The organism is Kitasatospora sp. RG8 (assembly GCF_017813315.1).
Classification (GTDB): Bacteria; Actinomycetota; Actinomycetes; order Streptomycetales; family Streptomycetaceae; genus Kitasatospora.
Genome location: NZ_JAGIYX010000018.1, coordinates 163,281 through 185,364 on the forward strand (window position 1 = coordinate 163,281; position 22,084 = coordinate 185,364).

Here is a 22,084-nt window from a genome sequence, read left to right on the forward strand (position 1 = left end):
GAGGGGCGACGAGCGTGGGACGACCGAGCAGGGCACTGCTGAGCAGGGAGATCATCGCCAGGGCCGCCCTCGACACGGTCGACGAGCAGGGGCCGGACGGCCTCACCATGCGCGCCGTCGCCGACCGCCTGGGCGTGAAGGCGGCCTCGCTCTACAACCACGTGAGCGGCAAGGACGAGTTGATCGACGGGCTGGCCGAACTGGTCAACGCCGAGATCGACCTCGGCCCGCTCGCGGGCACCGAGGCCGCCGGGTGGCGGGCCGGCATCACCGCCTACGCGCGCGGCTACCGCGCCGTCTTCCTGTGCCACCCCAACACCATCGCGCTGCTCGCCCGTCGCAGGGTCGGGGCCGAGCGTCAGCTGCTCGGCTACGACACCCTGCTGGCCGCCCTCGGCCGGGCCGGCCTCGCGCCGGCCGACGCCGCCGAGACCGCGGCCGCACTCGACTACCTGGTGCTCGGCTCCGCGCTGGAGACCTTCACGGCGGGCTTCACCCGACCCCCGGCCGAGTACCGCCCCCGCTACCCCGCCCTCGCCGACGCCCTGGAGGCCTCCGCCGAACGCGGCGGGCCGGGTACGGGTGCGGCCGGGCTGGACGAGCGAGGCTTCGAGCTCGCCCTGCGCCTGCTCCTCGACGGCCTCGCGGCCCGTCTGGCGTCCCCCTCCTGAGGCGCCGAACCGGGGCCGCCCCGCCCGGCCCGGCGTGATCCGGCCGAGCGCCATCTGGCCCGTGCGATCCGGCCCGGTGTGATCCGGCCGAGCGCTATCCGGCCCCGCACACGCCGACGGGCCCGGGGCGTTGTCACCCCGGGCCTACCGCAGTGGAAGCCGTCGGTCCGTCAGATCACCGGACGGGGGTCGTCAGGCCTCGGCGGCACCTGCCTGCTCCGCCGCCACCTTGCGCTTGACCTCGGCCATGTCCAGCTTCCGGGCCTGGCCGATCAGGTCCTCGAACACGGCCTCCGGCAGCGCACCCGCCTGCGAGAAGACCAGCACGCCCTCGCGGATGATCGCCAGCGTCGGGATGGACTGGATGCCGAAGGCGGCGGCCAGCTCCTGCTGGGCCTCGGTGTCCACCTTGGCGAAGACGAGGTCCGAGTGGCGCTCGGCCGCCTTCTCGTACACCGGCGCGAACTGCCGGCACGGGCCGCACCAGGATGCCCAGAAGTCGATGAAGACGAAGTCCTTCCCCTCGTCACCGGGGACGATCTCGTCGAAGTTCTCCTTGGTCAGCTCGACCGTGCTGCTCATGTCGCGATTCCTGCCCTTCGGGAGGCGGCGGCTCAGGCCATGTGCCCGCGACAACCGCGCCCGCCCGCGCGCTATTCCGAAGAATCCCGGCCGCCCGTTGAGTACTCGGCCGCTCCCGTCCGTACTGGTGGGTGTCCGCTTCAGTGCGGTGTGCCGGAAGAGGCGCCCGCGCGTGTCCACGGGGGAGAACACCATGCACAGCAAGAGCCGTACCAGCCGGATCGCCGTGCTCGCCGCGTCCGGGATCGCCGCGGCCGCCCTGGTCGCCGGCTGCGGGTCGTCCGGCGGCGGCTCGACGTCGTCGGGCTCGACCTCCACCTCGACCTCCACCGCACCCGCGACGCCGAGCAGCCCGGCCAGTCCGGGCAGCCCGAGCGCACCCGCCGGCGCCGTCACCCTGCAGACCGCCACCGACCCCAAGCTCGGCACCATCGTCACCGACGGCGCCGGCTTCACCCTCTACCGCTTCGACAAGGACACGGCCATGCCGCCGATGTCCAACTGCAACGGAAACTGCGCCTCGACCTGGCCGCCCGCCCCGGCGAACGGCGCGGCCACCGTCAAGGGCATCGACAGCAAGCTGGTCGGCACCGTCACCCGCGCCGACGGCAGCAAGCAGCTCACCCTGAACGGCTGGCCGGCCTACCGCTACGCGCCCGACACCAAGCCCGGCGACACCAAGGGCCAGGGCGTCGGCGGCATCTGGTTCGCGCTGACCCCGACCGGCGGCAAGGCGGGCGCCCCCTCCGGCGGGACGACGCCCAGCACCCCGAGCAGCCCCAGCAGCCCCAAGGCCCCGAGCAGCCCCGGCAGCGGCTACGGCGGCTACTGAGAGTCACTGGGTAGAACGACGATGACGGTCCGGACCGGACGTGGAACCCTCGACCCGGAGGTACGGGTGCGCGAAGATGGCGTCGTGACCGAGGAACACCCGGGCGGAGGTGCGTCCGGCCGCGTCGTCGGCGCGCCGGACGAGGACCTCATGCGCGCCCTGTACCAGGAGCACGCGGGCCCGCTGTTCGGCTTCGTGCTCCACCTGGTCGCGGGGGACCGCCAGCGCGCCGAGGACGTCGTCCAGGAGACGCTGGTCCGGGCCTGGCGCAACATCCACCGGCTCGACCCGGAGGCTGGCTCGCTGCGGCCCTGGCTGGTGACGGTGGCGCGGCGGATCGTCATCGACGGCCACCGCAGCAGCCGGGCCCGCCCGCGCGAGGTGGACGCGGCGGCACTGGAGTTGCTGCCCGCCGAGGACGAACTCGACCGCGCGCTGCGGCTGATGACGATCTCGGAGGCGCTCGGCGACCTCTCGGAGGCGCACCGCCAGGTGATCGTCGCGACCTACTTCATGGGCCGCACGGTCAACGAGGCGGCCGCCGAACTCGGCGTCCCGGCCGGTACCGTACGGTCGCGGGTGTTCTACGCGCTGCGCTCGCTCAAGCTCGCGCTGGAGGAACGGGGAGTGACATCGTGACATCGTCCAAGCCCGGTCCTCCCGGGCCCACCGGCCCCGTCGGTCCGTCCAGCCCCTTTGGTCCGTCCGGCTCCTTTGGTCCGCCCGGTCCCTCCGTCCCGTCCGGCCCCTCCAGTCCCACCGGTTCCGAGCACGACCACGGCCCGGATGGCGGGCATCTGGATGTCGGCGCCTACGTCCTCGGCCTGCTCGAACCGGCCGAGCGCGCCGCCTTCGAGGAGCACCTCGCCGACTGCCCGCAGTGCGCCGAGCAGGTGGGCGAACTCGGATTCATGGAGCCGCTGTTGGCCGAGTACGCGGCCTCCGCCGAGGCCGCAGGCCTGGATCCGTCGGACCCCGCGCCCCGCCCGGACCCGCTGCTGCTGGACCGGCTGGTTGGCCAGGTCTCCGCCGTCCGCCGCCGGGGCCGGGTCCGCCGGCTGGTGCTGGTCGCCGCGGCGGCGGTCATGGTGGTGGCCGGCCCCGCCGTCACCGCGGTGGTGGTCACGGCGGACTCCACGCCGGGTGTCGTCGCCGTCGCCGCCCAGCAGTTCTCCGCCACCGACCCGACCACGGGCGCCCGGGCCACCGTCGGCGTCGAGGGCAAGACCTGGGGGAGCCAGGTCAGTCTGGAACTCTCGCACGTCCAGGGGCCGTTGGCCTGCGACCTGGTCGCGGTGTCGCGCACCGGCGAGCGTCAGACCGTCACCACCTGGAGCGTCCCCGCCGCCGGCTACGGCACCACGGGCGCCGCCCCGGCCGCCCTGCACACCACCGGCGGGGCCGGGTTCCAGCCCGCGGCGATCGACCACTTCGAGGTCCGCACCCTGGACGGCGGCACCCTCCTGGTCACCGTCCCGGCCCGCACCGCCTGAGCCGGCTGGTCACCGCGGCGGCCGCCCCGCCGCCGCGGTCCACAGCCAGTGCGGGTACGGGGTCCCGGCGTCGGTCATGTGGTCCCGGCGCCAGAGCGCGGCCCAGTCGGCCCCGGCCACCGGCCGGACCCGGTGGTGCCGCCCGCACGGACACGGCCGCCGTACCCGCGCGCAGGCCCCGCACGCCTCGACGAACCCGTGCCCGGTCGACCGCAGCACCGCCGGCCGCTCGTCCCCGCAGGCCGGGCAGCCGGTGAGCGCCGCACCGTCCAGCAGGGCGCCCTGCCGCCGGACGTACTCCGGCAGCGGCAGCGGTGGATGGCTGACGGGGTCGTGCAGCCAGGCGTCGTGCGGCGATTCCCACCAACTCGCCTCCCACCACGCCACCGGGCCGGCGGCCGTCCGCCGGCCCGCCCCCTTCTCCACCCGCCGCCGCGCCGCGTACCGCTCCAGCTGCGCCAGCCAGAGCACCCGCGCCTCGTGCAGCTCCTCGACCGCCCGGACCAGCGCAGGCGGGTCGGCCTCCAGCCTGCGCGGGATCCGCGCGCTCAGCGTCAGGTGGTGGTAGGTGGCCCGCAGCCCGTACGGCGCGAACCGGGTCAGGCACGTCCGCAGGGCGACGTGCCGCCGGTGCACCGGCAGGCTGCCGTCGTGGACGAGCCGGCGGTGGGTCAGGAAGCTGGTCACCCGCAGATCATGCCCGGCAGGTGCCCGGTCCCGCCCGGCGGCTCCCCGGGTCCCGGCAGGGCGGGGCGGTGTGCCCCTCAGGCCGGGGTGAAGCCGAAGCCGTTGACCATAGGGGTCATCGGGGCGTACGGCACCTGCCAGTGACCTTGCGCGCATGCCGGCGGCCGGCCACCGGCGATCTCGCATTGGGTGACCGAGTGTGCGCGCCGGGTGTCCAGCGGGCCGGGGCGGGGTGGGCGGACGACCGGCGCCTCGTCAGGCCTCCGGGGCGAGGGCCAGCGCGCGGGCGAGGGCCGCCGTCAGCGGGGCACGGTGGTCGGGCAGGTGGTCGGCGGCCCAGGCGTCGGCCAGCTCCAGGAAGGCGGCGAGGTCGCGCTCTGCCCCGGCGACCAGGCGGCGCAGCTCCGCGGCGGGCAGTTCGATCGCCGGGCTGTCCGGGGCGCCGACGTCGGGGACCAGCCGCACCGTGTCGCCCACGCGCTCGGCCGTCGGCATCGGGTCGTGGCCGAAGCCCGCGGAGCCCGCGCCGTCCAGCACCTCCAGCCAGTCGCGCCACTCCTCCAGGCCGTTGCAGCAGCCCGGGGTGAGGGTGACTCCGGTGGTGGTGTCGGTCACCCGGAAGCCGCCGTGGGCGAACAGGTAGTCCTTGACGAGGAGCCCGTGCAGGAGTGCGTCGACCGGATCGGCGGGAGGCGTCGGTCCGTCCTCCTCCTCGTAGTCGTCGGGGTCGTACGCGTTGCGGAGGGCGAGCTGGAGGACCGTCGTGCCGACGTCGGCAGCGCTCGTGTGCCCGCTCAGCGGCAGGAAGTCGTAAGGCCGGTGGGTACCGACCTCCCACAGGGTGAAGTCGGCGGGAGGGGCGAGGAGTTCCAGGACTGGCTGCATGAGGATCACCCGGGGATTCTGCCGCGGCAGCGGGCTCCGGCGCCTCCGGATTCCGTCCCACCGGCTCGGTTCGGGCTCACCGGCCGCCGGCTGCCGCGGACTACCGGGCGGCGGCCGCCCCGGCCGTGGCGGCCGTGGCGATGCGGGTCAGGGCACGGGCACAGAGGTGGGCGAAGAGGCGCTGGGCGAGGGGGAGGAGGGGGCCGGCGAGGCGGGCGTACCAGCTGCGGGGCCGGCTGAAGGCGTTGACGGTGAACCAGACGGCCTTGTCGGGGCCCATCTCGACGAGGAAGGTCTCCTCCCCGACGGCCAGGTGACCGCGCCGGGTGCCGTACGCGAAGCCGTAGCGGTCGGGGCCGTCGGCGGTCCAGATGACCCGGCAGGGGGCGGCGGCGCGCAAGGGGCCGATGCCGATCGCGCAGTGGACGGCGGCGCCGGGCGCGGCCCGGTCGGCGTCGGTGGTGATGCGGACGCCGGCGGCGCGGTGCATCCGCCAGTCGAGGACGGCGGATCCGGCGGCCTCCAGGGCGGCGCGGCCGTGGCCGATCGGCGTGCGGTGGCGGAGGTGGTTGTAGCCGGCGGGGAGCGGGCGGCCGGGCGTGGTGCTGGCGCCGGTCTCGGGGTAGTTGAGGTCGGTGGCCCGGGGTGTGGTCATCGTGCGGCGTCCTTCGGCAGCGGGAGGGGGAACGGGACGGGAAGGGAGCCCGTGCGCGGTGACGGGGCGAGCCGGTGCCAGGCGAGCAGGGAGCAGAGGGCGAAGCCGAGCGCGTTGCCGACGCCGTGGGTCGCGGCCATCCAGGTGAGGGTGGGGTGGGGGAGTCCGGAGGCCTCGCCGAGCGCCCACCAGAGGGCGAGCAGCATGGTGGCGGCGAGGACGGCGGAGGCGGTTGCGAGCAGTGCGGCGGTGGTCCGGTCGGGGCCGGCGGTGCGCAGGTCGCGCCAGGTGATCAGGCCGACCAGCCACATGCCGGTGGTGAGCACGACGGCGCCGGCGAGTTCGGCCCAGTCGTCGACGAAGTAGCCCGCCAGGACGAGCAGGGTGCCGAGCGGCACGCTGAGCGCGGCGAACCGGGCGGCGGCGCCGGCCGGCCGGGCCCGGCAGACCAGTCCGGCGACCAGTGCGGCGGTGAACCCGGCGTAGTGGAAGTGCGGCACGGTGAGCGCGAGGATGTCGAGGTCGAAGCCGAACAGCTCGTGCCCGGAGCGTTCCGCGACGAGGGCGATCCCGGCCACCGAGGGGGTGGCGAGCGCGGTGAGCACGGCGACCTCGGCGGGTGCGAGCGAGCGGGTGCGGGCGAGCCGGAGCGGCGCGTGGGCGGCGACGGCGAGGGTGCCGAGCGCGTAGAGGATGGCGCAGCCGGTGGCGAGGCCGCCGCGTGGCAGCCAGAGCGAGAGGGCACCTGGAACGGCGGCCAGCGGCCAGAGGCGGCGGAGGCGGGCGAGGCCGGGTTCGTCGATCAGGGCGAGGCCGAGCGGGATCACGGCGCCCATGCCGAGCAGGACCAGGAGGTCCACCAGTTCCGTGGTGCCCTTGCCCATGACGACCGTCCTGCCCGAGGTGTTTTGAACGCGTTCGAACTCTGCGCCGGTGACTTTACGCCGCAGTGTTGAACGCGTTCAAGTCGGCCTTTGGGGTGCTGCCCCGCCGCTCCCGTCTGGTGTTCGCGCTGGGTGCGGCGCACCCTGGAGGAGTAACCGCTGGAGGTGATCCGCCATGCAGACTCTTGTCGGTTGGCACATCGAGATGGAGTTCCGCGAGGAGGGGCCGCGCACCGCAGCCGCCGCCCTGCTGCGGCTGAGCGACGGGTCGGAGCTGCGCGCGCACGGCTACACCAGTCGTCACCCGTCGGACCCGGAACAGCTGCGGGTCGGTGAGGAGATCGCGGCCGCCCGTGCGCTCAACGACCTCGCCTCGCAGTTGCTCACCAAGGCCCACGGCGAGATCCAGGAGGTCAGCCCGGTCCCGACCCACCCGCTGACGTGACGACACCGGAGCGCGGCGTCGGCCCCGCTTCCTCCGCCGGCCACACCGAATCCGCCGGCCACACCGAGTCCGCCGACCACGCCGACCGTACGACCCCCGTGGCCCAGCTCCACCGGGGGCCGCGCATCCCACTGCTCTGCCCGCGCTGCGGGCACGAGCAGCAGGTGGTGCCGGGCGACTCCGGGCGGGCGGTGATGGTCGTGCACGTCGGTACCGGCCGGGAGGCCTGCGAGCCCGGCGACCTCGCGAGGGCGCCGGAGAACGGGATCTGACGCCGGACGGGCGCGCCGCGCCCGGACACCCCGGCTCGCCCCGGACACCCCGGCCCTCGCCCTACACCCCGGCCCGCGCCCGGACACCCGGGCGTGGCGGTTCAAGCACCGGCCGTTCGGGCGGCGTCAGTTCGGGCAGTAGGTCGTGGGCGCCTGCCACTCCGGTCCGATCAGGCGCTGCTCCAGCTCGTTGAGCGTGATCCGGATGCCGACCGTCCCGGCCAGGCCGAGCCGGAAGCGGCTGCGGGCCAGGGCGATCAGCGCCTTCATGCCGTACTTGTTGATCAGCGAGGTGCGGTAGCGCGCGGTGGCGTCCTCGTCGCAGACGGCCGCACGGGCCGGGAGCTGGCGGCCGGTGGGGCGCCCGTGGGCGTCGCAGGGGCCGACCAGCACCTTGGGGTGGTGCCGGATGCGTTCGGCCTCGCCGGAGTGGGCGGGCGTCCAGATGCCGAGCGCCGTATCGTCGGCGACCACCCAGATCGGCGAGCGCATCTGACTGCCGTCCGCGCCGAAGGTGGTGAGCAGGAGGTATCTGCTGTCGGCGAGCTGGTCGGTACGGTCGTGCACGATGTCCTCCCTTGTCCGGGTAGGGCAGGGCCGGTGTCACCGGGCGCATCGGCGTTCCGCCGCTTCCGCGTCCCGGGTCTTCCGTGGGCCGGCTCGTCCGCGCTCCGGGCCGAAGTGGCCCCGGTCGCGCCTCCGTGGCCGTGGCCGCCGGCGGTCTCGTGGTGCTTCCCCGGCGACGGGCCCGGTGCTCCGGGCGCCCTCGCCGTGCACCCACGGGGACGGCCTGACGGGCGCGGGTCGGCGCACCGGCCGGGTGGGCGACTCCATTCTCGTCCACCGGGGCCGCCGGTTCGAGGGGTCGCGGCCGCCCGTGTCACCGGTGCGGCGCAGAAGGGGCGGACAAGCCCACCCGGACGGCGTAGTCGACGGGGCCGGCGGCAGGTGCGGACTGGTCGCCCGGCCGGAGGCGGCCGCGCCGGCCGGTCCGGAGAACGGCGGACGGCCCGCCCCGTGTCGGACCGGAGAACGGCGGACGGCCCGCCCGGTGTCGGAACACCGGACGGGCCGCCTCGCACCCTTGCGCGTACCCCGTGAGGGTCAGTGCACCAGCACCGGCACCTCGTTGCCGTCCACCGCGCCCGCACCCGAGCCGGAGACGGCCGTGGAGCCGCCGGGGCGGCCGGCGTTGATCAGGACGAAGGCGATCGCGGCGGCCGTCACCAGGATCCCGAAGGACCACCAGATCGCGGTGGAGAAGCCCTCCACCATGCCCTGGAACTGCACCGCCTTGGCCGCGGCCGGGGTGGTCGCGTCGTGGACGTGTGCGGCCAGCCAGGTCGCGGAGGCGCTGGCGGCGATGGTGTTCAGCAGCGCGGTGCCGATGGCGCCGCCGACCTGCTGCGAGGTGTTGACCATGGCCGACGCCACACCGGCGTCGCGCGGCTGGACGCCGTGCGTGGCCAGGCTCATCGCCGGCATGAACGCGGTGCCCATGCCGAGGCCCATCAGGATCAGGCCGGGCAGGATCAGCGCCGGGTAGGAGGTGTCCAGGCCGATCTGGGTGAGCAGCAGCATGCCGATCGAGGCGACCAGGAAGCCGGGCGCCATCAGGAAGCGGGCCGGGACCCGGGTCATCAGCCGGGCGCCGATCTGGGTGGAGCCGGTGATCATGCCCGCCACCATCGGCAGGAAGGCGACGCCGGTCAGGACCGGGCTGTAGCCGAGCACGATCTGCAGGTAGTAGGTCAGGAACAGGAAGAGACCGAACATGCCGATCACGGCCAGGCCCAGCGACAGGTAGACCCCGCCGCGGTTGCGGTCGAGGACGACCCGCAGCGGCAGCAGCGGCGCCTTGACCTTCCGCTCGACCAGGACGAACGCGCTCAGCAGGACGCCGGCGGCGACGAACAGGCTGATCGTCACGCCGGAGGACCAGCCGTCCGACTCGGCGCGGGTGAAGCCGTAGACCAGCGAGACCAGGCCGAGGGTGACCAGCACCACGCCGGGGATGTCCAGCCGGTTGCGGTTGCGGCCCCCGGCGGGCTCGCGGATCACCATCACCGCGCCGGCCGCGGCGACCACGGCGAACGGGATGTTGACGAAGAAGGTCCAGCGCCAGTTCATGTACTCGGTCAGCAGGCCGCCGAGGATCAGGCCGATCGCGCCGCCACCGCCGGCGATGGCGCCGTAGATGCCGAACGCCTTGGCGCGCTCCTTGGCCTCGGTGAACGTCACGGCCAGCAGCGACAGCGCGGCCGGGGCGAGCAGTGCGCCGAACGCACCCTGGAGGGCGCGGGCTCCGAGCAGCATGGCGGTGTTGGCGGCGGCGCCTCCGAGTGCGGAGGCCAGTGCGAAGCCGGTCAGGCCGACCACGAAGGTGCGCTTGCGGCCCCACAGGTCGGCGATCCGGCCGCCGAAGAGCAGCAGCCCGCCGAAGGCCAGCGCGTACGCAGTGATCACCCACTGGCGGTTGCCGTCGGTGATGCCGAGGTCCTTCTGGGCGGACGGCAGGGCGATGTTCACGATGGTGGCGTCGAGGACGACCATCAGCTGGGCGAGCCCGATGAATATCAGTGCCTTCCAGCGCCTCGGATCGGGCTGGGTGTCGGGCAGGGCGTCGGTTTTTGGCATGGGGGTACTCACTTCACGGTGCGACGTGTACGGATCAGGGGTGGTCTTTGTGCGAAGAATTTCGGTGCCGGTGCTGGTGAACCGGCGCGCGCAGGCTCGCGCCGGCGCGGATCACCGTGGATCGGCGCGGGCGGTCCGGGCGGTCGTCGTGGCTGGCTGCCGGCCGCCGGGGCGGCCGTGGGTCAGTGGTCCGTGTGGAAGTCCTCGAAGGTCGCGGCCCGGCCGGGCAGGGCCGAGCGGGCGGGCGCCCGCATGCCGTCCAGGAACAGCTGCAGGTGCCGGTGGACGAACTCCTCCAGGAGTTGGCAGGAGGTGTCCGGCAGCGGGCGGGTGAGCTGGCTCATCGCGATGAACAGGTCGCCGTGGTCGACGTCCGGCCGCAGTTCGCCCGCCTGCTTGGCGCGTTCCATCAGGTCGCCGACGACGGCCGTCAGCCGCTGGCGGGCGTCCACCAGGTCCGGGTCGTTCGGGTCGATCCGGTTGGTGAGGATCGGGCACAGGGCGCCGACCTTCTCTCCCACCGTCGCGTGCGCGAACCGCTGGAGGGCGTCGAACGGGCCGTCGCCCTCCGCCTCCGCCGTCTCGGCGAGGGTCAGGATGCGGTTCTTGACGAGCAGCGCCACCTCGCGGATCAGCGCGGTGCGGTCCGGGAAGTTCCGGTACAGCGTCGCGTTGCCGACGCCCGCCCGCTTCGCGATCTCGTCCAGCGGCGCGTCCGCGCCGTGCTCGACGAAGGCGTCCCGCGCCGCCAGGACGATCCGCTCACGGTTGCGGATCGCGTCAGCGCGCAACTTGGGCGTGCGGACGGGCTCCGCGGTGCGGACCGGCGTGGTGGCGGTGGTGCTGCTCACTGCGTGCTCCTCCCAGCATACCGGGGATGTTTTCCCCGCTTAGACCTACACAGGAGCAAACGGGGATTCAGTCCCCGGAAATTTCGGCTTTGCGTGTGACCTGCGTCACATCTCGCCGGAGGGGCGGGAGAGGTTCCCCTCCAGCCGGCCCAGCAGCCGGATCAGCTCGGCCTGCTCGGCCTCGTCCAGCCCGGCCAGGGTCACCTGCTCCAGCTCCCGCCAGGCCTGCGCGACCTGGTCGCGCAGTGCGCAGGCCGCCGCCGTCGCCTCGACCAGCACGGCCCGCCGGTCGTTCTCGCTGCGCCGGCGGCGGACGAAGCCGGCCTGCTCCAGGCGCTGCACCATGCGCGTGACGGTGGAGGCGTCGACCGCGAGCTGTTCGATCAGTGCGGCCTGCGGCTGTGGCCCGCCGTCCCAGAGCAGCATCATCAGCAGCTCCTGGCCGGCGTGCAGCCCGTGCGGGCGCAGCAGCCGTTCGGCGGTGGCCCGGTGCAGGCGGGCGACCCGGGCGATGGCCTGGCTGGTGCCGCCGGCGTCGGCCAGGGGCTGGTTCTGGTGGGCGCTCACCCGGTGATTGTACGCGCAAGCGGGTGGCCTGCCGCTCCTCGACGTTCCTCTGGATTCCCTTGCGTTGGCAGGGGTTCAGGCGTTTACTTGGCCGCGCAAGCATTTACTTGGCCGGACAAGCAGTGTGCGGCCGGGATGACCACGAGGGGAGAATGGCCATGCGGGTCGTCAGTCAGAGCGTGCGCGTCAACGAGCCGGGCGAACGGCTGCGCCTCACCCGGGACGACGTCTGGGCGGCGCTGGAGCGGAAGGCCGAGAACGCGGTGCCGTTCGTCGCCGCGATGGACGAGTGCACCGTGCTGGAGCGGACCGCGAACGGGCTGGTTCGCGAGGTCGTCTTCCACGGCGAACGGGTGCGCGAGGAGGTCGTCTTCCATCCGAAGGCCAGGGTCAGCTTCCTCCGCAACGACGAGCGGGGCGCCTGGGTGATCCACAACGACATCGAGGAGGACGGGGACGGTCTCGCGCTCACCTTCCGCGGCGAGCTGCAGCTCGGCGACGGGCCGGACGAGGATGCCGCCGCCGAGCGCATGCGGTCCGGCTATCTGCGGGCCCTGCAGGCCACCCTCCGGCTGGCCCGGGAGGCGGTCCGGGAGATTCGGTGAGCGGCCCTGCTCGGCGGCCCGGAGTCGCTGCGGCCCGGGCGACCCGGGCTGCCGGTCGGCGCGCAGGTTCCGGCGTGTTGAAAATGAAAACGAATACCGTTACGTTCTCTGACGGCACGTCGGACCGGCCTGCCACCGCCGTCGAGAGGGAGAACAGTGGCGCATCTGCTGGTGATCGAGAGCTGGGTCGGCTCCATGAGCAGGCTGCTGCCCCGGGCACTGGAGGAGGGTGGCCACCGCTTCACCTTCCTCACCCGCGATCTGCGCCACTACCTGCGGGCGTCCCCCGCCGACGCCCCGCACCCGCTGCTCGCCGCCGACAACGTCCTCACCGCCGACACCAACGACCCGGCCGTCCTGCTCCCGTACGCCGAGCGGCTGCACGAGCTGCTCCGCTTCGACGGCGTGCTCTCCTCCTGCGACTACTACCTGCCGCTGGTCGCGCAGGTCGCGCACCGGCTCGGGCTGCCCGGGTCCGCGCCGGAGGCCGTCACCGCCGCCTGCCGCAAGGACCTCACCCGCCGCGCGCTCGCCGCGGCCGGCGTCGCCGGGCCCGCGTACGCGCTCTGCACCGACCGGGGGCAGGCGCTCGCCGCCGCCCGGGCGATCGGCTTCCCGCTGGTGGTCAAGCCGGTCGACCTGTGCGCCGGGATGCTGGTCCGCGAGGTCGCCGACGAGCACGGGCTCACCGCCGCGCTCGGGGCGCTGGAAGCCTTCCCGGTCAACGCGCGGGGGCAGCGCCGGACCCCCGCGGTGCTGGTGGAGGAGCTGCTCGCAGGGCCGGAGGTCAGCGTCGAGACCGTCTCGGCCGAAGGGGCCGTGCACGTCGTCGGGATCACCGACAAGAGCGTCGGCGGCGCGCCCGCCTTCATCGAGACCGGCCACATGTTCCCCGCCGCGCTCGACCCCGCCGACGCGGCCGCCGCCGCCGACACCGCTGTTGCCGCGCTGACCGCGCTCGGCCTGGACCGGGTCGTCGCGCACACCGAGATCAAGCTGACCCCGGCCGGGCCCCGGGTGGTGGAGGTCAACCCGCGTCCGGCCGGCAACCGGATCACCGAGCTGGTCCGGCGGGTCACCGGCATCGACCTCGCCGCCGCCTGCGTGGACGTGGCCCTCGGCCGCCGGCCCGACCTGACCGTCCGGCCCACCGGGGTCGCCAGTGCCGCGATCGCCTTCCTGGTTCCGGGGGAGGGGGCCGCCGGGCTGCTGGACGGCTTCGACGGCGAGGCGGCGGTCCGGCGCGACCCGGCCGTGGTCGAGCTGTACCTCGCCGGGCCCGGCCGCGACGTGCGGCCCGCCACCAGCAACAACGAGTACCTCGGCCACGTGATGACTGCGGACCCGGCCGGCGCCGGGGCCCGCCGCGATGCGGAGCGGCTGCTCGCCGCGCTGGCGCCGCGGTTCGCCACCGGTCCGGCCACCGGTTCGGCCATCGGTCCGGCCATCGCCGCAGACCACCCCGCCGGTGCCGCGGCGGTCCCCGCGTGACCGCCCCCGCCTCCGCTGCCTCCGTCGCCTCCGCCCCCGCGGCTGACGTCGACGCGCCCGCGGTCACGTCTCCCGCGCTGGACCTGATCGCCGGCCGGGCCCGCGCCGGCGCCTACGGGCCCGACCCGGCCGGGCAGCGGATCGCCCTCGCCTTCACCACCTCCCAGGCCGTCCGGCACGCCGGCCGTGCCCGGGGCTACCGCAACGAGGTGCTCAGCCTGCGCCTCGGCGCCGCCGTCGGCTCCTGCGCCGTCGAACCCGGCGAACTGCCCGCCGACGCCCTCACCGACTGCGTCGGCGCCACCGTCGCCGAGCTGCTCGACCACCCGCTCACCCCCGTCCGGGTCGCCGCCCTCGACGCCTACCTGATGCACTGCCGCCCGCACGGCCCGGCCCGTGGCGCCCGCCCGGTGGCCGTCCCGGCCGGCGGCTCGCTGGAGAAGTCCCGTATCCGGGCACGCGCCGTCGTCGGACTGCTCCCGCTCGCCGCGGTGCGCCGGGTGCTGGTGGTCGGCGTGGTCAACTCCCTGCTGGAGCAGCTCCGTTCGCACGGCGTCGGCTACGCGCCTTGCGACCTCAAGGGCGGCGCCACCGAGTGGGGCGAGCCGGTGGAGGCCGACGCCGTCGCCCGGCTGGACGACTGCGACGCGATCCTCGCCTCCGGCATGACCCTCGGCAACGGCACACTCGACCCGCTGCTGGCCCACGCCCGCGCCACCGGCAAGCCACTGGTGCTGTTCGCCCAGACCGGCAGCGCCGTCCTGCCGCGCCTGATCGGCGACGGGGTGAGCGCCGTCAGTGCCGAGCCCTACCCGTTCTTCTGGCTCGACGGCGGACCCACCGTGCTCCACCTCTACGGCGGGCAGCCCCTCGACGAGGGGCGGCCCCTCTACGGTGTGCGCAGCGGCCCGGTGCCCGGCGACGGGTCCTCCGGCGACGGGCCCTTCGGCGACGGGGGGCGCGGCCACCCGGGCCATCTCCACCCGGGCCGCCTCCACGGGGCCCGCCTCCACCCGGGCCGCCTCCGCGGGGAGGACCCGGCGGGACGCGGTGCCCGGTGACCGCACTGCTCGCCCCGGCCGCCGTCGTCGGCAATCCCGACCTGCTGCCGCTGCTCGGCCGCACCCCGCTGGCCCGGATCAGCACCCCGCTGCCGCACCCGCACCCCGGTTTCTGGGCCAAGCTGGAGGGTCTCGCCGCCGGCGGCATGAAGGCGCGTTCCGCCGTCGCCATGCTCCGCGGCGCTCACGCCCGTGGCGAACTCCGGCCCGGTGCAACGGTCGTGGAGTCCACATCGGGCACCCTCGGGATCGGCCTGGCCTTCGCCGGGCAGGCCCTCGGACACCCGGTCGTCCTCATCGGCGACACCGAACTCGAACCGTCCATGCGGCAGTTGCTCCGCTCCTACGGCGCCCGGCTGGAGCTGGTCGACCGGCCCGCCCGGCACGGTGGCTGGCAGGCTGCCCGGCTCGCCCGGCTGCGCTCCGTACTGGACCAACTCCCGGACGCCTACTGGCCGGACCAGTACAACAATCCGGACAACGCGGCCGGCTACCTCGCGATGGCCCAGGAGATGAGCGGCGAACTCGACCACCTGGACGTGCTGGTGTGCAGCGTCGGCACCGGCGGTCACAGCGCCGGGCTGGCCGAACCGCTCCGGCGCCGCTGGCCGGCGCTGCGGATCATCGGCGTCGACTCGGTCGGCTCCGCCATCTTCGGCCAGCCCGCCCGCCCCCGGCTGATGCGCGGCCTCGGCAGCTCGATCCACCCGCGCAACGTCGCCCACCAGGCCTTCGACGAAGTCCACTGGGTGGGCCCCGCCGAGGCGGTCGACGCCTGCCGGCGGCTGGCCCGCGGCGCCTTCGTCAGCGGTGGCTGGAGCACCGGCGCGGTGGCCCTGGTCGCCGCCTGGGCCGCCCGGGCCCACCCCGGCGCCGCCGTGGCCACGGTCTTCCCCGACGGCCCGCACCGCTACCTCGGAACGGTCTACGACGACGCGTTCTGCCGCCGGAACGGCCTGGAACCGGAGCGCGCCGCGCTGCGGCCGATCGAGATCTCGCACCCGGCCGCGGCCGAGGTGACCGGCTGGGCCCGCTGCCGGACCACCCGGCCGGGGCACACCGGCCCGACGGAGCACCGGGGCCGTCCGGAACAGGCCGGCCGCGGCGGTCCGCCCGGTCCCGGCAGCCGCCGCGGCCGCCCCGAGGAGGACCGATGAGGCTCGACGTCCGCACCGTACGGCTCCGGCTCGCCGAGCCGCTGCGGATCTCGCGTTCGGTGACCACCGAGCGCGACGCCGTCCGGTTCGCCGTCCGGCACGGCGGCCTGAGCGGATACGGCGAGGCCGTCAGCAGCGGCTACCTGCGACTGCCGACCGGCCGGATCCGGCGCGCGGCCGGCGAACTCCGGCCGCACCTCGAACGCCACCCGGACCCGGAGACGGCGCTGGCCGAACTCCGGCGCGGCGCGGCCGCGTTCAAGGAGCTGCCGCCCGGCGTCCTGGCCGCGGTCGAGGCCGCCCTGCTCGACCTGGTCGGCAAGCGGGCCGGCGTGCCCGTCCACCAACTCCTCGGCCGGCCCGCCCCGGTGGCCGCCGCCACCGCCCGCACCATCGGCATCGAGCCGCCCGCCCGCGCGGCCGCCCAGGCCTCCCGGCTCGCCGCCGCCGGCTTCGGGGTGCTCAAGGTCAAGGCCGGCGCCGCCGACCCCGCCGAGGACCTCGCCCGGGTCCGGGCCGTCCGCGAGAGCGCCCCCGGCGCGCGGCTGCTGCTCGACCCCAACGGCGCCTGGACGGAGGACCAGGCCCACCGGCTGCTCCCGCTCTTCGCCGCGGCCGGCGTCGAGGCCGTCGAACAGCCGGTCGCGCCGGGCCGCCCCGACGTCCTGGCCGCGATCGCCGAGCGCTCGCCCGTCCCGGTGATCGCCGACGAGGACGCCGTCGGCTACGAGGACGCCTGCCGGCTCGCCGGCCGGGTGCACGGGGTCAACCTCAAACTCGCCAAGTGCGGCGGCGTCCACCAGGTGCTGCGCATCCGGGCCGCCCTGCACGGCAGCGGCACCGAGCTGATGCTCGGCTGCCTCGCCGCCAGCTCGCTCGGCATCGCCCCGGCCGTCCACCTCGCCGACCGCGCCCGCTGGATCGACCTCGACGGGCACCTGCTGCTCGCCCACGACCCCTGGCGGGGCATCGGCGGCACCGACGGTACCGTCCGCACCTCCGGCCGGCCCGGGCTCGGCGTGCTCCCGGCGGCCGCGGCCGGCACGACGGACGGCCCGTCCGGGCCCGGAGGCCGGTGCCGGTGACGGGGTGTCGGACCGGTGCCCTAGGGTCGCCGACATGAACACCGAGACCGACCTGCCCGCCCCCGAGGACCTCGCCGCCCTGGTCGACGTCCTGCTCGCCGAGGGCGCCCCCGGCGCGGACCGCACGGCCCTGGAGGAGGACGCCCGCCTCGCGTTCGCCGACGAGCGGCCCCGCGCGCTGCCCGACCACTGGTGGCTGGCCGTCCCCGGGGCCACCTACGAGGCGGCCTTCGAGGTGCTCGGCCTGCACGACCGGATACCCGTCACCGTGCACTACGGTCTCGCCTCGCAGGAGGACGACGAGAAGTACACCCCGGAGGCGGTGCACCGGGTGTTCGTCACGCCCGAGTACGCCGGCTGGCGCCTGATCTACGCCGAGACCCCGCTGCGGGAGACCACCTGGTGGCCGCACGAGGTCGTCGAACGGCTCAGCGCGGCCTGCGGACAGGCCCAGGTCTACTACCAGGACCCGTTCGCCGACTCGGTCATCTGGGCCACCGCCGAACACGGCACCGTGCGGCGCGGCTACTGGCGCGACAGCGCCCCGGAGTGGACGGGCGACCCGCTGCCCTGGGAGGAGGTGCTCACGGTGGCCGACTTCGAGGACGAGGAGGACTACGAGGACGTCTACCCGGAGCCCAACGCCTCCGAGGTCCACGGCATCGGGGAGGCCGCCGCCCACCTCTCCGTGAACCCCGCCACCATCACCGCCGACACCCCGGTCCGCGGCCACGGATGGCTCGCCCTCACCGCGCCCGGCGCGGGCCACGACGGGTTCGGCGGGAGCCCGCGGCTCTGAGGAAGTCCAGGTGGCCGTCCACGCCTCCCCCTGCGCGCCGTGCCTCGCCCGGGTCGGGTCGGCGTCCTAGGCTGAAGGCGCCCGGGCGGCCGGTCGGCCGTGGGAGTCGGGAGGGGCCCGGCGGCCGGGTGCCGAGGAGGTGCGCGATGGGCAGCGCTGAGACCGCCAGGGTGCGCTGTGTGGCGGCCGTTCCGTGCTGGGTGAGCCTGATGGCGCGCGATCTCGACGCGGCGAAGGCGTTCTACGGGCCGCTGCTGGGCTGGGAGTTCGAGCCCGGCCCGGACCAGTTCGGACCGTACGTGCACGCGGTGGCCGGCGGCGAGGCGGTGGCCGGGCTGGGGGTCGCGAGCAGCGGCTGGACCATGCCGGTGGCGTGGACGGCCTACTTCGGCACGGAGAGCGCGGACGCCGCCGCCGACGCGGTCCGCGAGCGCGGGGCGACCCTCGCGGTGGGTCCGCTGGCCTTCGACGCCGGGCGGGTGGCGTTCGCCGCCGACCCCGTGGGCGCCGTGTTCGGCATCTGGGAGGGCCCGCCCGGCCTGGCCCGGAAGCTGGACCTGCCGGGCGCGCCGGTCTGGATCGAACTGCGTACCCCGGACCCGTTCGCGGCGGCGCTCTTCTACGGCGAGGTGTTCCGCTGGGACGGCCGCGACCCGGAGCACTTCGAGGTGCGCTGGGAGCACGACCGGGTGGTGCTGCGGGCGGAGGGGCACAGTGTCGCCGCGCTCGCCAAGGAGCAGTCCGGCGGTCCGGCGGGCATGCCACCGCACTGGGAGGTGTCGTTCTCGGTGCCGGACACCGACGTGGCGCTGGCCCGGGCCCAGGAGCTGGGCGGGTCCGCGATCGGCCCGGCCTTCGACTCCCCGTACGGGCGGGTGGCCCGCCTCCAGGACCCCGAGGGCGGTCGTTTCGCGGTGATCAGTCCGAAGGGCTGAGCCGGCGAACGGCTAGGGCGCCGGCGAACCGCTGCGGCTACGGCGGACGGCTACGGCCCGGCCTCGGCGACCGCCTCCCGGTCGGCCCGCAGCCGCTCGCCCAGCGCGGCGCGGGCACCGGCGGGCAGGGCCTTGCGCGCGGCGGGGAAGACCTGCTCCTCCTCCGTGGCCAGATGCCGCCGGACGAGCTCGGCCAGCCCCTGGTAGAGCGTCCCGAACCCGGGATCGCCCGGCCCGACCCCCTGCAGGTCGGAGAGGTACTGTCCGATCGCCAGGTGGTCGGCGATGCTCGTGAACACCAGGGACCCGCCGTCCGGCACGTCGTGCTGGACGACCGGGAAGAGGTGTTCCTCCTCGGCGGCGCAGTGGCTGAACAGCAGGTCGGTGAGCTGCCCGAGCAGCTCCCCGCGCGCGGGCGCGCCCTCCGGCGCGTCGTCGATCCGGGCGAGCAGCTCCGTCACCGCCCGGTGGTCGGCGGTGAACTCGCCGAGGATGTCCGGCCTGCGGCTCATGGCGTGCCCGCCTCTCGTCCGGTGGCCCCCCGACACCTCCAGTATCCGGCGCCGCCGGTGCATTCCGGCGACCGGGCGTCCATCACCGCAGGCCAGAACGGCTTTCATCGCCTCCGCACGCGCCACGCCCGCTCACATCAGGCCCGCTCGCGCCGCGGCTGCCGGAACCACGTCGGGTCGCGCCGCGGCGGCTCCTGCCAGGGCCGTCGTCGTCCGGACGGATCCCGTGGGCGCGGCCGCGCCGGCGCCCGCCGGGCGCGGCCGGGCGGTCGCGGTCAGGGCCATTCGCGGTCAGGGCAGGGCAGGGCCGGGTCAGGGCCGGTCGCGGCGCCCGGTGAGGGCGAGCAGCCGGGTCTGCGGGCTCGCGTCGTCCGGCACCGGCAGCGGCGGGTCGAAGAGCCCGCTGCCGGAGAGGTCCCCGTAGCCGGTGTACTCGCCCAGCGCGAACTCGACCAGCCCGGCCGGCAGCCGGGTGCGGCGGCGGATCCCCTCGGCGAGGTCCCACGTGTGCACGACGGCGTCGGCGGTGAGCTGGTCCAGGTAGTACTGGCCGGTGACGTCGCCGAAGGAGAGGTGGACGGTCAGCTCGGTGGCTCCGGGTACCTCGAACGCCGCACGGGCGGCATCGGCCGCGGCGGTCCAGGCGGCGGCCGGGTCGGAGCCGAGCACGTCGCCGTCGAAGCGGGTGCCGACCTCGGAGACCGTCGAGCCCATGAGCAACTCGGGCACCCAGAGCTGCTCCCCGGTGAGGTGGTTGACCACCTCGCGGACCGACCAGTCGGCGCACGGCGTCGGAGAGTCCCACTGGTCGGGGGTGACCAGCCGGACGCGGTCGCCGAACGCGGCCAGCGCCTCGGCGTACGGCGTGCCGGGCTGCGCGGAGCGCCGGTGTTCCCTGCGATGAGCCATACCTCCACCCTGCCCCCGTGCCCATCCACCCGCGACTCGCCGCCCGTCCGTCCGCCGCCCGTCCACCCGCGACCCGCCGCCCCTACGGCGCCTGGCCGTCGACGTGTCGCGACCGCGCCCGCGGCGTGTTGTTCAAATTCGAACTTCCGGGTACGGTCGTGGAGCGGCTGGTTCGAATTTGAACGACGGTGTGAACGACGGCACCACCTCCCGGCCGCCCTGTCCTTCCTTGCCCAGAACGACCCCGACTGATGGAGACGCGCATGCCGAGCACCAGCCCGAGCACGACCGCCCCCACCACCACCGTCCTCCCGGAGCGGGCGACCCCCGACTCCGCGACGACCTCCCCGCACGCCTACGACGCCGGCCTGCTCCTGCTGCGCCTCGCCCTCGGTCTGACCATGGCCGCGCACGGTAGCCAGAAGCTGTTCGGCTGGTTCGGCGGCGGCGGCATCGACGGCACCGGCCAGTTCTTCACCATGAGCGGCTACCCGGCCGGCAACGCGATGGCTGTGGTCGCGGGCCTGACGGAGACCTTCGGCGGCCTCGCCCTGGCCGTCGGCCTGCTGACCCCGCTGGCCGCCGCCGCGATCCTCGGCACCATGGTCAACGCGCTCGCCGTCACCTGGGGCGGCGGATTCTTCGCCCCGAAGGGCAGCGAGTACGAACTGCTGCTCACCGCGGGCGCCGCCGCGCTCGCCCTGACCGGGCCCGGCCGCTACGCCGTCGACCGCTTCCTGCCGGTGCTGCGCGCCCACCGCCTGGCCTACGGCGCCGCCGCCGTCGTGGTCGGCCTGGTGACCGCCGGCGTCATCCTGCTGTTGCGCAAGTGACCTGCCGGGCCCCCGGGCCGACGGCGCGAGCCGCCTGTTCCCGGCGGGGCCACGGGAGTTGAGCGGGGCTGTCGGTCGTACGACCGACAGCCCCGCTCCGTCTGCGCGCCGCCACCCCGCGGCGGGCGCCGGTCCGGCGGAATGGCTCAGGTGCGTTGACATCCTGCGGTGTTGACGGGTCATCAGGCCGATGATCCGCCGGTCGACATCCGATCCCCCCGGCCTGCGGTCGCCCGGCGGCGCGGCCCCGCGTGTCCCTCCCGCACCCGCCTGGCGGCTAACCGCCGACCCGTACCAGCGCCAGCGTGATGTTGTCCGGCCCGCCCGCCTCGATCGCGGCCTTCCAGAGCTCGAACGCGGCCCGCCCGTCGGCTCGTTCGTCGTCCTCGTCGGTGCCCGCCAGCAGCCCGGACAGCTCCTCCTCGGGCACCGGGTCGGTGAGCCCGTCGCTGCACACCAGGAAGCGGTCGCCGGCCGCCAGCGGGGCGGTCCTCACGTGCGGCTCGACGAAGGTCAGCCCGAGCGAGCCGCCGAGGGTCTGGGTGACCAGGGAGGTGGTGCGCCGTCCCGGGGGCAGCGGCGGACTGTCGTCCACGCTGACCCGGCGCAGGTCGTCGCCGTCGATCCGGTAGACCCGGCTGTCGCCCACGTTGAAGGTGACCGCCTGCTCGGGCAGCAGTACCACGCCGGCCACCGTGGTCCCCATGGCGGCCAGCCCGGGGTCGCCGGCCGCCGCCGCGAACACGGCCCGGTTGCAGGTCTGGAGCGTCTCCCGGACGGACTCCTCGTCCTCCAGCGCGGGCCCGGCCGCCGCGAGCTCCCGGGCGACGAGCGCACTCGCGATCTCGCCGCCGGGGTGCCCGCCGAGGCCGTCCGCCACCGCGACCACGCAGGGCGGGCCGAGCGGGAAGAGCAGGGTCTGCGGGTTGGTGGTCACGGTCGCACAGAGGGTCCAGGGACCGACCGTCAGGCTGTCCTCGTTGTGCTCCCGCACCAGGCCCTCGTGGCTCAGTGCGCTCACCGAGATGTAGGCCGCCATCGGCTCGCCGTCCTTCGGGGGTTCCGGGCCGGCCGTCCTTAGTCCTTTCATTGTCGCGCGCGTCGTGGTCGCGCGCGGGCCGGCGGTGCAGTGACGGGCAAGGGGTCGGGCGCTGGTGGGGAATAACGCCGGACGGGCCGATGCTAAGGTGGTTGAAACTTTGACGATCGGATCCTGAAGCCGGGATTCACCTGGAG

General features: G+C 75.0%; 25 protein-coding genes and 1 pseudogene. 14 read left to right on the top strand and 12 right to left on the bottom strand.

All coding sequences use genetic code 11. The annotated features are described in order from the left end of the window. Window positions 1-14 precede the first annotated feature (14 nt). Window positions 15-671, top strand: coding sequence for a TetR/AcrR family transcriptional regulator (locus J5Y04_RS25445; RefSeq protein ID WP_209414551.1), 657 nt, complete (start codon window positions 15-17; stop codon window positions 669-671). Window positions 672-863: 192 nt separating this feature from the next. Here J5Y04_RS25445 and trxA read toward each other — a convergent pair whose 3' ends face one another. Further along, window positions 864-1,253 carry a thioredoxin gene (gene trxA, locus J5Y04_RS25450; protein ID WP_209414553.1) on the bottom strand — a complete coding sequence of 130 codons (390 nt, stop codon included), beginning with the start codon at window positions 1,251-1,253 and terminating at the stop codon, window positions 864-866. Between the two features lie 193 nt (window positions 1,254-1,446). Between trxA and J5Y04_RS44005 the strand changes: the two genes are divergently transcribed. Genes J5Y04_RS44005 through J5Y04_RS25465 form a run of 3 tightly spaced genes read left to right on the top strand, consistent with a single transcriptional unit; the run spans window position 1,447 to window position 3,578 of the window. Further along, complete coding sequence (locus J5Y04_RS44005) at window positions 1,447-2,085, top strand: hypothetical protein (RefSeq protein WP_209414555.1); 639 nt, start codon at window positions 1,447-1,449, stop codon at window positions 2,083-2,085. A 21-nt stretch (window positions 2,086-2,106) separates the two neighbouring features. Further along, complete coding sequence (locus tag J5Y04_RS25460) at window positions 2,107-2,724, top strand: sigma-70 family RNA polymerase sigma factor (protein ID WP_209414557.1); 618 nt, start codon at window positions 2,107-2,109, stop codon at window positions 2,722-2,724. Then, entirely contained in the window at window positions 2,721-3,578 is an 858-nt protein-coding gene (locus tag J5Y04_RS25465; RefSeq protein ID WP_209414559.1) for an anti-sigma factor, read from the top strand. The genes J5Y04_RS25460 and J5Y04_RS25465 overlap by 4 nt, the downstream gene beginning before the upstream one ends. A 9-nt stretch (window positions 3,579-3,587) precedes the next feature. On the opposite strand, the gene J5Y04_RS25470 is transcribed toward J5Y04_RS25465, so the two are convergent. From J5Y04_RS25470 to J5Y04_RS25485, 4 genes are all read right to left on the bottom strand, one after another. After that, window positions 3,588-4,265 carry a hypothetical protein gene (locus tag J5Y04_RS25470; protein ID WP_209414561.1) on the bottom strand — a complete coding sequence of 226 codons (678 nt, stop codon included), beginning with the start codon at window positions 4,263-4,265 and terminating at the stop codon, window positions 3,588-3,590. Window positions 4,266-4,520: 255 nt separating this feature from the next. Then, window positions 4,521-5,150, bottom strand: a complete 630-nt coding sequence (locus J5Y04_RS25475; RefSeq protein WP_209414653.1) for a hypothetical protein — start codon at window positions 5,148-5,150, stop codon at window positions 4,521-4,523. Window positions 5,151-5,250: 100 nt separating this feature from the next. Then, on the bottom strand, window positions 5,251-5,805 hold the full coding sequence (locus J5Y04_RS25480) for a DUF1990 family protein (protein WP_209414562.1): 555 nt from the start codon (window positions 5,803-5,805) through the stop codon (window positions 5,251-5,253). Next, entirely contained in the window at window positions 5,802-6,689 is an 888-nt protein-coding gene (locus tag J5Y04_RS25485; protein WP_209414564.1) for a YndJ family protein, read from the bottom strand. Before J5Y04_RS25485 ends, J5Y04_RS25480 begins: the two co-directional genes overlap by 4 nt. Before the next feature lie 175 nt (window positions 6,690-6,864). On the opposite strand from J5Y04_RS25485, the gene J5Y04_RS25490 reads away from it, so the two are divergent. Further along, window positions 6,865-7,134: a DUF1876 domain-containing protein gene (locus tag J5Y04_RS25490; RefSeq protein ID WP_148645839.1), complete on the top strand. Its 270-nt coding sequence runs from the start codon at window positions 6,865-6,867 to the stop codon at window positions 7,132-7,134. Continuing rightward, complete coding sequence (locus tag J5Y04_RS25495; protein ID WP_209414566.1) at window positions 7,131-7,406, top strand: hypothetical protein; 276 nt, start codon at window positions 7,131-7,133, stop codon at window positions 7,404-7,406. Before J5Y04_RS25490 ends, J5Y04_RS25495 begins: the two co-directional genes overlap by 4 nt. A 126-nt stretch (window positions 7,407-7,532) precedes the next feature. Here J5Y04_RS25495 and J5Y04_RS25500 read toward each other — a convergent pair whose 3' ends face one another. The 4 genes from J5Y04_RS25500 to J5Y04_RS25515 all read right to left on the bottom strand — a co-directional run bounded on the left by J5Y04_RS25500 (window position 7,533) and on the right by J5Y04_RS25515 (window position 11,461). Beyond that, window positions 7,533-7,973 carry a PPOX class F420-dependent oxidoreductase gene (locus J5Y04_RS25500; RefSeq protein ID WP_307853282.1) on the bottom strand — a complete coding sequence of 147 codons (441 nt, stop codon included), beginning with the start codon at window positions 7,971-7,973 and terminating at the stop codon, window positions 7,533-7,535. A gap of 537 nt (window positions 7,974-8,510) precedes the next feature. Further along, complete coding sequence (locus J5Y04_RS25505) at window positions 8,511-10,043, bottom strand: MFS transporter (RefSeq protein ID WP_209414568.1); 1,533 nt, start codon at window positions 10,041-10,043, stop codon at window positions 8,511-8,513. 182 nt (window positions 10,044-10,225) lie between these two features. Beyond that, entirely contained in the window at window positions 10,226-10,894 is a 669-nt protein-coding gene (locus J5Y04_RS25510; RefSeq protein ID WP_209414570.1) for a TetR/AcrR family transcriptional regulator, read from the bottom strand. A 105-nt stretch (window positions 10,895-10,999) separates the two neighbouring features. Next, window positions 11,000-11,461, bottom strand: coding sequence for a MarR family winged helix-turn-helix transcriptional regulator (locus J5Y04_RS25515; RefSeq protein ID WP_209414572.1), 462 nt, complete (start codon window positions 11,459-11,461; stop codon window positions 11,000-11,002). A 158-nt stretch (window positions 11,462-11,619) separates the two neighbouring features. Here J5Y04_RS25515 and J5Y04_RS25520 point away from each other — a divergent pair, with 158 nt between their 5' ends. The 7 genes and pseudogenes from J5Y04_RS25520 to J5Y04_RS25550 all read left to right on the top strand — a co-directional run bounded on the left by J5Y04_RS25520 (window position 11,620) and on the right by J5Y04_RS25550 (window position 18,594). Then, window positions 11,620-12,066 carry an SRPBCC family protein gene (locus J5Y04_RS25520; protein WP_209414574.1) on the top strand — a complete coding sequence of 149 codons (447 nt, stop codon included), beginning with the start codon at window positions 11,620-11,622 and terminating at the stop codon, window positions 12,064-12,066. Between the two features lie 156 nt (window positions 12,067-12,222). Beyond that, complete coding sequence (locus J5Y04_RS25525; RefSeq protein WP_209414587.1) at window positions 12,223-13,557, top strand: ATP-grasp domain-containing protein; 1,335 nt, start codon at window positions 12,223-12,225, stop codon at window positions 13,555-13,557. Window positions 13,558-13,634: 77 nt separating this feature from the next. Next, a pseudogene (locus J5Y04_RS25530) lies at window positions 13,635-14,420 on the top strand (Rossmann-like domain-containing protein); the annotation flags it as partial. A 194-nt stretch (window positions 14,421-14,614) separates the two neighbouring features. Next, complete coding sequence (locus J5Y04_RS25535; protein ID WP_209414589.1) at window positions 14,615-15,775, top strand: pyridoxal-phosphate dependent enzyme; 1,161 nt, start codon at window positions 14,615-14,617, stop codon at window positions 15,773-15,775. Further along, entirely contained in the window at window positions 15,772-16,860 is a 1,089-nt protein-coding gene (locus J5Y04_RS25540; protein ID WP_209414591.1) for a dipeptide epimerase, read from the top strand. Before J5Y04_RS25535 ends, J5Y04_RS25540 begins: the two co-directional genes overlap by 4 nt. A gap of 34 nt (window positions 16,861-16,894) precedes the next feature. Next, window positions 16,895-17,659, top strand: coding sequence for a hypothetical protein (locus J5Y04_RS25545; protein ID WP_209414593.1), 765 nt, complete (start codon window positions 16,895-16,897; stop codon window positions 17,657-17,659). A gap of 146 nt (window positions 17,660-17,805) precedes the next feature. Beyond that, the gene (locus J5Y04_RS25550) at window positions 17,806-18,594 is read left to right on the top strand and encodes a VOC family protein (RefSeq protein WP_245205389.1); all 789 of its coding nucleotides are present in this window, start codon (window positions 17,806-17,808) and stop codon (window positions 18,592-18,594) included. A gap of 50 nt (window positions 18,595-18,644) precedes the next feature. Here J5Y04_RS25550 and J5Y04_RS25555 read toward each other — a convergent pair whose 3' ends face one another. Together J5Y04_RS25555 and J5Y04_RS25560 are read right to left on the bottom strand one after the other, a co-directional pair. Further along, on the bottom strand, window positions 18,645-19,106 hold the full coding sequence (locus tag J5Y04_RS25555) for a hemerythrin domain-containing protein (protein WP_209414594.1): 462 nt from the start codon (window positions 19,104-19,106) through the stop codon (window positions 18,645-18,647). A 312-nt stretch (window positions 19,107-19,418) separates the two neighbouring features. Then, a complete protein-coding gene (locus J5Y04_RS25560; protein WP_209414596.1) occupies window positions 19,419-20,015 on the bottom strand; it encodes a TIGR03086 family metal-binding protein in 597 nt (198 codons plus the stop codon). Window positions 20,016-20,278: 263 nt separating this feature from the next. On the opposite strand from J5Y04_RS25560, the gene J5Y04_RS25565 reads away from it, so the two are divergent. Next, window positions 20,279-20,848 (top strand): DoxX family protein, encoded by a 570-nt coding sequence (locus tag J5Y04_RS25565; RefSeq protein WP_209414598.1) that lies wholly within the window; start codon window positions 20,279-20,281, stop codon window positions 20,846-20,848. A gap of 277 nt (window positions 20,849-21,125) precedes the next feature. Here the strand turns inward: J5Y04_RS25565 and J5Y04_RS25570 are convergent, their stop codons facing one another. Beyond that, window positions 21,126-21,887, bottom strand: coding sequence for a PP2C family serine/threonine-protein phosphatase (locus tag J5Y04_RS25570; RefSeq protein ID WP_209414600.1), 762 nt, complete (start codon window positions 21,885-21,887; stop codon window positions 21,126-21,128). Window positions 21,888-22,084 lie beyond the last annotated feature (197 nt).

Excerpts from the sequence above, each read along its gene's own strand:
- J5Y04_RS25560 (WP_209414596.1), bottom strand. The coding sequence starts at position 20,015 with ATGGCTCATCGCAGGGAACACCGGCGCTCCGCGCAGCCCGGCACGCCG.
- J5Y04_RS25485 (WP_209414564.1), bottom strand. The coding sequence starts at position 6,689 with ATGGGCAAGGGCACCACGGAACTGGTGGACCTCCTGGTCCTGCTCGGC.
- J5Y04_RS25570 (WP_209414600.1), bottom strand. The coding sequence starts at position 21,887 with ATGGCGGCCTACATCTCGGTGAGCGCACTGAGCCACGAGGGCCTGGTG.
- J5Y04_RS25505 (WP_209414568.1), bottom strand. The coding sequence starts at position 10,043 with ATGCCAAAAACCGACGCCCTGCCCGACACCCAGCCCGATCCGAGGCGC.
- J5Y04_RS44005 (WP_209414555.1), top strand. The coding sequence starts at position 1,447 with ATGCACAGCAAGAGCCGTACCAGCCGGATCGCCGTGCTCGCCGCGTCC.
- trxA (WP_209414553.1), bottom strand. The coding sequence starts at position 1,253 with ATGAGCAGCACGGTCGAGCTGACCAAGGAGAACTTCGACGAGATCGTC.
- J5Y04_RS25480 (WP_209414562.1), bottom strand. The coding sequence starts at position 5,805 with ATGACCACACCCCGGGCCACCGACCTCAACTACCCCGAGACCGGCGCC.
- J5Y04_RS25490 (WP_148645839.1), top strand. The coding sequence starts at position 6,865 with ATGCAGACTCTTGTCGGTTGGCACATCGAGATGGAGTTCCGCGAGGAG.
- J5Y04_RS25545 (WP_209414593.1), top strand. The coding sequence starts at position 16,895 with ATGAACACCGAGACCGACCTGCCCGCCCCCGAGGACCTCGCCGCCCTG.
- J5Y04_RS25475 (WP_209414653.1), bottom strand. The coding sequence starts at position 5,150 with ATGCAGCCAGTCCTGGAACTCCTCGCCCCTCCCGCCGACTTCACCCTG.
- J5Y04_RS25565 (WP_209414598.1), top strand. The coding sequence starts at position 20,279 with ATGCCGAGCACCAGCCCGAGCACGACCGCCCCCACCACCACCGTCCTC.
- J5Y04_RS25540 (WP_209414591.1), top strand. The coding sequence starts at position 15,772 with ATGAGGCTCGACGTCCGCACCGTACGGCTCCGGCTCGCCGAGCCGCTG.
- J5Y04_RS25550 (WP_245205389.1), top strand. The coding sequence starts at position 17,806 with ATGGGCAGCGCTGAGACCGCCAGGGTGCGCTGTGTGGCGGCCGTTCCG.
- J5Y04_RS25460 (WP_209414557.1), top strand. The coding sequence starts at position 2,107 with ATGACGGTCCGGACCGGACGTGGAACCCTCGACCCGGAGGTACGGGTG.
- J5Y04_RS25555 (WP_209414594.1), bottom strand. The coding sequence starts at position 19,106 with ATGAGCCGCAGGCCGGACATCCTCGGCGAGTTCACCGCCGACCACCGG.
- J5Y04_RS25520 (WP_209414574.1), top strand. The coding sequence starts at position 11,620 with ATGCGGGTCGTCAGTCAGAGCGTGCGCGTCAACGAGCCGGGCGAACGG.